Here is a 9,225-nt window from a genome sequence, read left to right as displayed (position 1 = left end):
TCACTGGACAAGATTGCTGAAGTGCTTGTGCGCCAATTCCATATCGCGCTCGCGGTCGACGCCGCTGAATGGCTCTTTGTAGGTGACGCCGTCGACGGTGAAGTCCTCGGGTTTGGTCGTCGGATGAGCCCTGCCCTTGCGGAACTCCGAGGCGAGCTTGCCCGGCAGTTGGCGGCCATATGCGTCATAGAGCGCATCGCGCTCGTACTTCTGCAGCACCGGGAACTGGGTGCGGTAGATGGTCGTCAGTTCCTCGGCGGTGATGCCGAGCATGATCGCGACGATGGCGTCGATTTCGACCAGGGCTTGGCGGCGGTCGGCGGCGCGGCGCAGCGGGGTTGACCACTGCCACTTCGGGGTGACGTCGCCCAGTGGTGCGCGATCGGCGTAGTCGACGCCGACGTGCGGCACCCACGAATCCTGTTGCCAGGCGGGGGTATACAGCTCTTCCCAGAGAGGGGCGTAGGGACGGACGAGGCAGTTGAGCCGGAGGGTGCGCAGGATGAGGTGGGGTTCGAGGGGGTGGTGGCGCGGAAGCGGAAGCTGCTTCCAGAACGAAAACTTCACATGGCCGCTGCCAATCAGCTTGACCATGAAGTCAGCGACAATCGAATGACTGATACCCGCCATCACGGCAAGTTCGCGATAGGCGCCCGGCAATGCGAACGTGTGGACAGCGTGCACATGGGCGGGGCCTGGTGGGAGAAGTGCCGAATGCAAGGTACGAACGTTGCCCGTCTGCCCCATCTCCCGCCACGCCAGACGGAAGAAGCGTGAACTGGGCTCACCCTGCCACTTCGGATAGGCGGCAACGTATTCGGCGACGGGCTTGGCCACCTGGTAGCTGGTGCGCGGAATGAAATCCTCGCCGATCTTCCCGAGATCAATCTCGGAGGTGTCCTTGTTGCTCCGCATGGTGGGATTGGGCTGCTTGAACAGAGGTGTCGCTACGGAGAAGTGCGGCCCTTGCAGGATGACGGTCGCCCAGTCGTCGGGAACCGCCGACTCTGACTGGAAGTAGCCCAGCCTGCGGTCGGAGCTCTCATGCCACCCGGCGGTCCACTCGAAGGCGATGTCCCCGAGGCGTGGTGCGGCGGCGATCTTGTCGAGCACCTCGGCGCTCGCACGGTTGACCGGGTACATCATACGGGCCTCATCCGGCGGGGTGCCGGGTTCGTCGACGAGTGCCGCCCAGGCCGTGAGTTGCGGTTCGGCGACCTCAATGACCCGCTCGGAGTGCGGACGCAGATCCCAGTTTCCATCCTCGTCCTTAACACCGGGCACCGAACCAGAACCATCGTGAGAGATTGATCGGCTCACCGTGTCCGGGTGATAGAGCGACGCCGCGCTCAGGAACGTCACAGCGGAGTCGGACCCGTAGACATGAACGCCGAACACATTGTGGTTGTCGATCTCGAACAGCTTGAGCTCATTCCGGAACTGCCAGTGCCGCCGCAGCCGCCGATAGGTCTCCCGCCGCAACACTTTGGCCCGCAGTTCGGTGAAGTGGCTCTCCGGGTGGATAAGTCCGACTATCCCGGTTGGCGCCATGGAGCGCCAGGTGCGTTCCATGAAGCAGCGGTACAGGTCCGGTTGCAACCCGGTGAGGACGGGTCGGTCGACGCCCGAGCCGAGGTGCTCCTTGATTCCGGATTGGGCGGCCCGCTCATCGAGGAAGGCGCCCAGCACAATTTCGTCAGCCAGCGTCGCCGCGCGCTTCTCCCGGATCACCGATTCGGCGGGCTTGTCGGCCAGCCGCCACCACGGGTCGGACTCCGCGAGCACTCCGGCCTCGTCCCAGTCCGGGCGCACCCAGGGCGGATTGCCGACCTGCAGGTCGAAGCCACCGCGGGCGAACACCGGCGCGAAGTCCAGTTCCCAGTGGAAGAAGCCCTGCGCCTGGGCAATGGACTGTGCGACCGTCAGCCAGGGATATTCGTCGAGCGCCTTCTGTATCGGCAGGGCTTGGGAGAAGATCCGGTCGTTGTCCTCGGCGGCGTCGAGTTCATCCCAGTCCAGTTGATGGGCGAGGCTGGTCTGTCCGTACCTCTCGAACTTGCCGGCCTTCGGCGGCACACCGAGGATCGCCTCGAGACCGCCGGCCCACTGATCCCAGTCCGGCGGTGCGATGTCAGTGGTCAGCGGCCAGGACCAAAGCGCGCACCAGGCGTCCATCACCCGCCGCAGACGGCGGTAGGCGCCGTCCTCGTTGTGCAGCACCGCTTCGATCTGCTCGCGTGTGACGGCGGCCTCCGAGCGCTCGACCGCCTGCCGGCCCCAGACGTCGATATCACGGCGGATCTCCGACTCGGCAATCGTCAACCGGCGCAGGGTGAATCCCCACAGGGTTTCCACCCGCTCGGCCAGCGCAGCCAGGCGCTTCTTGATCGCCGCGCTCGGAATTCCCCGAATACCGTTGCGCCACAGCCGCATTTCCTCTCGCCTGCCCGGTGCGTGCGTCTTGGCTTCCGGGGTGTCGATGACCGCGCCCCAGCCCTGCGACGGCAGCAGGAAGTGGTGGATGCCCGCGCCGATCTCCTCGCCGAGGGACTTGTCCTCGGGTGCCGTCGAGAGCCAGGCCTTCTTCGCCAACAGAGACGGCGCATAGACCACCCGGCGCGCCCCGATCAGCGAGTTGCCGCGCCGCAGGTGCAGACCGAACCAGGGTGCCTGCAGTCCCGCGACCATGGTGTCAAGCCAGAGGGAGATCTCCGCAAGCTCGACAGCGGTGGCGTTGAGGTCAACTCCGTAGACCTGGTGCAGAGCAAGGTATGCCTTCACCTTCTGCAGTTCGACTTGGTACTGGTCAGCCTCGATGACCTTGCCCAGGCCTTCCTGCTTGCGCTTGAGATATTCGGCGGCGAGTTGGCGCACCGCCTCGATCGCGAACGCTCCTGAGCCAAGAGCCGGCTCGCAGATGGTCAGCTGCAGGATCTCTTCTGGTGTTGTGCGTTCGCCGTCCTGGTCGAGAAGCTCTTCCAGTGCCTGGGAGACAACGAACTTGGTGAGCACTTCTGGCGTGTAGTACGAGGCGGACTGTTGGCGTTCGCGGCCGGCAAGGCGGTAGACAAAGGTGCCTGTGCGGTGGATGACTGGAACCTGCTCGCCCGTGGCCTCATCGAGGGTGGTGACGAAGTCGGACTCGGAGAGATGGTCGGCATTGGTGACGGGTACCACCCAGGAGCCCTTTTCGGGGTCACCGTTCTTGGCGACCTCGTAGAGGTCTTCGGTGGCGAAGAAGCCTGTGTAGGACATCAGGCCTTCGTAGACCGCCCCAAGTTGGTTGATGCCGAGTTCGGCGTAGGAGATGAAGCCTCGGTCTGCGCCCTTACGGCCCTTGGACTCCTTGGACAGTAATAAGTGCTGCAGGACCCGTTGGGTGGCCTCATTGCTGAGTCCGACTTCGTCGATCAGTGCGGTGGCGGCAGGCGCGAAGAGATCGGCGCGCAGCGCGTTGAACTCCAGGCCGGGGGCCGGGTCGTCGACGTCATCAACAGTCGGCCCGTTGGGAGCGTGGCCCTGGTCCACGAGTCGGAACAACGTCGCCAGTGACTCATAGAGGTGGGTGCCGGACTTAGCTTGGGGGGAAACCAGTTCCGTCAGGGTCAGTTCACGCAGCCGGTCCAGTCCATAGCCTTCGCCGTACTCCGGCGCACCAGAAGGAAGCACCCTCATCTCCGGGGAGGCTTCGGCGTAGAGCAGGAACAGGATGCGGTAGAGGAACCGCAGCGACTGCTTGGCAAGTTGTTGGGCGTCGATCTGGTCCAGCGGTAGGCCGCGCTGGTCGCGGCGACGGACCACATCGTTAGCGATGATTTCGATGGACAGCCGAATGCCTTCACGGAGGTCTTTCGACACCCCGACGGTGTGCTTGACCGAGTCCTCGAGGACACCTGTCCACCAGATGTTCCCGTCGGCGTCGGGCAACAGTGCCTGGCGACTGAGCATGGCGACGACCCGGTCGATCTCGCCGCCGCGCTTGTCGTCGCGGCGTTCGGCAACCACCAGCAGGTCCACGGCGAGATAACGGCCCTCGGCCCACCGTTCGGCTTCGGCCAGCAGCAGCCATTGGCCGGCCTGGACGAAGATGAAGGCGGGGGGTTCGTCAGCGCGAAAGGCCGCCGACACCGCTTTGGTTACCGCGGTGATGGGCTTGTTATCTTCCTCGCCGGGTTCCAGAAGCAACCCGGCCTGCGGGTCGAGCAGGTCGTCGACCGAAGCCACCGGGGCGGCCTGGAGGAAAAGAGTGCTGGAAATGCCCTCGAGTTTCGCTGCCGGAAGACGTAACTCGGTTCCGGCACGTTCGCCGGTGTAGTCGGTGAGCTCTTCGGTGAACCCGAATGCGCGGCGAGCCAGCGCGTGCGCGTATGCGGCGCCCTCGGGGTGTTCGTCCAAGGTCGATAAGGCGGTCTGCAACTCCCCTGCCGTGGCGAGCAGGTGGCGTCGGACGGTGTCGCGGCCCTCGGCGGCTTCGGCGTCCCACTGCTTGCGCAGTTCGAGCACCTTGCCCTGAAAGGACTCTTTGGTGGAGTCGGTGGTGAAGTAGTGCTCGCTGATCCAGTCCTCACCGACGACGATGGAATCGAAGGACGGCACGGCTCACGCATCCTTTCCGGCGACGGGGGTATCAGCGGCCACGATCACCAGCAGGGGGCGGACCAATTGCTGGGTGGGTGCCAGTAAATCGGCCAGTCGCTGCTCCTCGGTGATCCGCTGGCCGAGCTTGCTGACGCGGGATTTCTGCGCGCCGTGCAGTTCCAGCCGCTCCGCTTCGACGTGCCATCGGTTCGCGCGTTCTCGCCACTGGGTAAGCCGATCGGTGGTGGCGGCCTCTTGAGCGTCGAGCACCCACCGCATCTCGCGGCGGGCGTGCTCGACAGCGACCGGGATGAGCGCCTGGTAGCGCTCGACGTCGGCAACCGGGCCGGGGTTTGACGAGCCGGGCTTCAGCGCGGTTGTGGTGGTGAGGAAGCCTAGGTCTTCCAGCGGTTCAACGACGCAGAACTCCGGGTTGGAGGGGTTGGGGAACACGGCGGTGGAGAAAACGCGCGAAATCAGTTGTCCCCGTTTGTTGGTGAGGGTTCCCATCAGAAGAACGGTGGGGGCGTCGACGTCGCCGCGGATGACGAAGACCTGGTTTCGCCCGAGCGCGGTGAGTGCCCGGTCGCTGGCCCAGTCCAGCACCGGGTGCAGTGGGCCGAGGAAGTGGGCTTCGGGCCAGGTGGTGTTGTTGACGCCCTTACCTTCCCGCGCGAGCCGAAGTTGGGAGTTGCCGACCTGGGGGGAGGTGGCGAGCTTGAGCCGCTCCAGCACGCGGCCGTGCTGCAAGTAGTTCTGCGGGAGCTGTGCCATGCGCTGGCGCAGGTCGCGGGGTGGGGTGAGTTCGGCGATGCCGTGCGGGGCGCTGACCGTCCAGCTGACGCCGCCGTGGTCGGGGGCGGCGTGGGGGACGTCGTGGAAGGCAGCGTTCAGCGCCTCGTCCAGGAAGGTCAGATCGTCGGGGTACAGGCTCTGGCGCGGTCCGGCCGGCAGCAGTGGCGGGGTGTCGTCGATCGCATCGAATTGGGCGAAGAAGGCATCGAGGTCGCTGCCGTCGGCGACCTCATCGGCGGTGCGGACCGCCTCGTCGAGTTTGGCGCCCTTGGTCAGAACGTCGCGGATCACATTCTCTTCCTCGGTGACGCTGTGCTTTCCCATCAATGAAGCGACATCGCCAAGTGTCTTGTGCGCCTGGTTCTCTCGTTCCAGCAGCCGGGAGAGCACACGCAGGTCACCGGAGAAGTCAGGGTCGGAGGGTTCAAGGATGAGGGACGAGATCACCGGCGGATGTTTCTGCCCGTAGCGGTCGATGCGGCCGTTGCGCTGTTCGATTCGGATGAGGCTCCACGGGATGTCGTAGTGGATCAGGTGGTGGCACTGGGCGTGCAGGTTCACACCCTCGGAGGCGACGTCGCCGGTGACCAATACCCGGATTGGTGAAGTCTCTAGTTTGAAACTATCGACGATCTCCTGCTGCTCGATGTCGGAGAGGCCGCCGTGCAGCATCGCGACGTTTTCGGCGGCCAGGCCGAGGGCTTTCGGGAGGTGGTCACGCAGCCAGGTGAGGGTGGCGATCCGTTCGGCGAAAACGACTGCGCGAGTGTCTGATCCGCGTGCGACGCCGATGTGCTTGAGGCGCTGGATCAGAGCGGCGAACTTTCCAGCGGGTTGGGCCAGTGCCTCGGCGTTGAGTTCGTCGAGGATTTGGAGCGCCTTGAGTTCGGTGTTCTGGACGGGGTCGTCCTTGTCGAGTTTGGAGCGGCGTTGCTTGATGGATTCGGCCAGGGCGGCTGGGGAGGACAGAAATGCCTTGGCGAGGGTCCAGGGGAATAGTGCTTTGGTGTCGCCGGAGTAGGGCGAGCTTCCGGTGGCGGGGTGCAGCCAGGTGTGGGACAGCTCGGCGGCCACCGCGTCCTCTTCGGGTGAGGGTTTCACTAGGAGGTGGACCGGCTCGGCGCGCTCGGCCCAGTCGCTGCCGACTTCGGCGGCGACGTCGGGGCTGTGCCGGTGGCGGCGGATCAGCAGTGACTCGACGTCGTCTTTGGTGAAGCTGCCGTCGGCTTTGACGACGGTGGGGTCGAGCAGACGTAGCAGTTCGGCGAAGGATTCTTCCTTGCCGTTGTGCGGGGTGGCCGAGGCGAGGATCAGGGCCTCGGTGTTGGGGGCGAGGACGCGGGCCAGCTCGTTGTTCTGGGTGCCGGTGTTGGTGAGGTTGTGGGATTCGTCGATGACGACGGCGTCCCACTGCTGGCGTTCCAGATGCGCCTTGTAGCGGGGGCTCTTGAGGGTGTCGATGGAGATGATGGCGCGCTTGAAGTAGGTGAAGGGGTTGCGGGTGGCCGGCAGCTTTTGGCGAACCTTCTGGATGCCGGTCGAGTCGAGGCGGACGAACGGGAGCGCGAAGCGGCACCACAACTCGTGCTGCATCTGCTCGAGGACGTGCCTAGGGGTGACGACAAGGATGCGCTCGCCGCGGCCGCGCCTTACGAGCTCGGAGAGGATCATGCCGATCTCGAGGGTTTTGCCCAGGCCGACGGCGTCGGCGATCAGGATTCGCGGGCGGATGTGCTGGGGGTCGAGGGCCTTAGTGACCGCGGCCTGCTGGTAGGCCAGAGCGTCGGCGAGCATGTGGGTGGAGACGGCGAGGTTCTGGTCTCCGTACGGGACCGGGGTTTTGCGGATCAGCGCCTCGAGCCAGAGCCGGGAGTCGCGGTAGCCGGAGGACCCGTCGGCGACCACCCTGGCTTCTTTGGGGTCCTGGACTTCGATGACGTCCAGGCTGGAGTAGAACGCGGCGGTCGTCTCCGCGACCAGCTCGGACAGGCCGCGGACGTGCACCAGCCAGCCGTCGGCGCCCTGCTCGGCTGAGGTGACCAGCCATTCCTCGTCACGAATGACGACGATGGAGCCGGGTGCGACGTTGAGGTCGGTTGCTGGCGCTGAAATGTTTCCCCCTTACCGATAACCAGAAATTAATACCCCGTACCGACGCTTTGGGTGGGTAAAGGCCATCCGGCGCTCCTACATCGGCGGGGGGAGGCCGTTTACCAGCTTTCCTGGCTCTATGTCTAGGCCTGCCGCGATCTTGACGATTGTCTCCAGCCTCAGGCTGCGCTGACCGCGCTCAACCTTGCCCAGCTGCGTCCAATGGATCCCGCATCTGACGGCTGCCGCCTCTTGGCTAAGTCCCAGCTTCAATCGTCGTTGCCTAACACGTTCTCCGAACTCGCGGGTCGTCTCATTTAGCGCGGAAGCAGCCGTGTCGGGCACGATTATCAACCTCATACGGCCCACGCGGAAGAGGCCAGAGCGTATTAGGCCCATGCGTATTATGCTCAGCTGTTTCAGGCCTTAATCCCGCCGCACCGCCGCCGGAAGGACGACCATGCCTGCTTGACACCCGAGCGGTTAGACGACATCGGCGTCGAAGAAGACGTGTTGCGGGTCTTGGTCATGCGGGTGTCCTCGAGGACCCGGGCAATCCCGAAGTCGATCGGGTGTAACTCGCACCCGCGTCGGTTTCGCTGTCGGCTGCTGGATGGGAACGGTGATGGCATCGCGGCGGCGTCGGCGAGTTCGACGGTGGTGGCGTAGCGCTGGTCGGGGTCGGTGCAGCAGACCACGTCGTGGGCGGCGTGCAAGGCCTCGGCGACCTGCCCGATGATGTGCACCGCGCGGACGGGTTCCAGCGGCCCGTCGTCGAGCACTGTGTGTAGGTCGCGGCCCTCGACCAGGCGCATGTCGACGTACAAACGCCCGTCGACTTCGCCGTAGTGATGGATCGGGATCACGTGCGGGCTGTTCAACCGTGCCGCCGCGTGGGCTTCGCGGCGAAATCGCCGCTGAAACTCCTCGTCCTCCGACAGATTCGCGGGCAGCCGTTTAAGGGCCACGATCCGGTCGGTGTCGTCTGTGTCATGGGCGCGCCACCGGCAATGCCTCCGAACGCATCCTCTGAACCAAGCGCGCCCAAGAACCTCCAGCACTGCAATGCATAGCCATGCCCGGATGTTGTGAATTACCCCGAAGCTCGCGCACGAAAGGCACCCTTACTTCACGGTCGGCGCGAACATCACACCTCTTGCACTCAGGGGCACGAAACGATAACGCAATTTCGTCCGTATCTAATTACCCAGGGTCCCCTTAATATGGTTACGTGCCCACAAAACGGTGCCCCCGATGCCGCATTGAAGTGCCGGACAACATCTGGCCACCGAAGCCAGGACGACCGTCTATCTGGTGCTCGCAACGATGCCGACGAGCGGCTTATGAGGAGCGGAGAGCAGCAGCGAACGGAGCGGTCGCGGTGCGCGTGGAGGTTGTCGAGAAGCCCGTCGAGCGCATCGTGGAGCGCATCCGAGTCGAGACAAAGCAAATCGAGTGCTGTCCGGCCGAGGCCGCTCAAATTGTGCTCAAATCACCCCGTGCATGCCGCACCGTACTGGAAACGTTGGCCACAGAAGCAGACGCGGGACGCCTGACCGCCGCCGCGCACGCACCCACGCTGCGAGCGGCACAGCAATTACTCTCTTCGCTCAAGCGGGCCCGGCTCATCGATCGATAGGGCCGGGCTAGTCGCAAAATCTGAGCCCATGCTGCGGCCGAGGGCGAACTCTTCGCCGAGCACAGTCGCGTACCCCTTCACCGTCAATGGCAGCCCGAATCCTTACGTGCAATGCCGCTGCC

At 64.6% G+C, this 9,225-nt stretch carries 5 protein-coding genes; 1 reads left to right on the top strand and 4 read right to left on the bottom strand.

Annotated features, from left to right (window positions below):
* From QXK92_RS01620 to QXK92_RS34015, 4 genes are all read right to left on the bottom strand, one after another.
* Complete coding sequence (locus QXK92_RS01620; protein ID WP_306239928.1) at nucleotides 1-4,596, bottom strand: Eco57I restriction-modification methylase domain-containing protein; 4,596 nt, start codon at nucleotides 4,594-4,596, stop codon at nucleotides 1-3.
* 3 nt (nucleotides 4,597-4,599) lie between these two features.
* Nucleotides 4,600-7,434, bottom strand: coding sequence for a helicase-related protein (locus tag QXK92_RS01615; RefSeq protein ID WP_306244100.1), 2,835 nt, complete (start codon nucleotides 7,432-7,434; stop codon nucleotides 4,600-4,602).
* 126 nt (nucleotides 7,435-7,560) lie between these two features.
* A complete protein-coding gene (locus QXK92_RS01610) occupies nucleotides 7,561-7,824 on the bottom strand; it encodes a helix-turn-helix domain-containing protein (protein ID WP_371934529.1) in 264 nt (87 codons plus the stop codon).
* Nucleotides 7,825-7,883: 59 nt separating this feature from the next.
* Nucleotides 7,884-8,525 (bottom strand): protein kinase, encoded by a 642-nt coding sequence (locus QXK92_RS34015; protein WP_371934479.1) that lies wholly within the window; start codon nucleotides 8,523-8,525, stop codon nucleotides 7,884-7,886.
* A gap of 326 nt (nucleotides 8,526-8,851) precedes the next feature.
* On the opposite strand from QXK92_RS34015, the gene QXK92_RS01600 reads away from it, so the two are divergent.
* Nucleotides 8,852-9,103 (top strand): hypothetical protein, encoded by a 252-nt coding sequence (locus QXK92_RS01600; RefSeq protein ID WP_306239926.1) that lies wholly within the window; start codon nucleotides 8,852-8,854, stop codon nucleotides 9,101-9,103.
* The last annotated feature ends 122 nt before the right edge of the window (nucleotides 9,104-9,225 follow it).

Source organism: Mycobacterium sp. TY815 (assembly GCF_030755135.1).
Classification (GTDB): Bacteria; Actinomycetota; Actinomycetes; order Mycobacteriales; family Mycobacteriaceae; genus Mycobacterium.
Note: the sequence above shows the minus strand (reverse complement) of the source record. Positions and strands in the feature narration are given on the sequence as shown.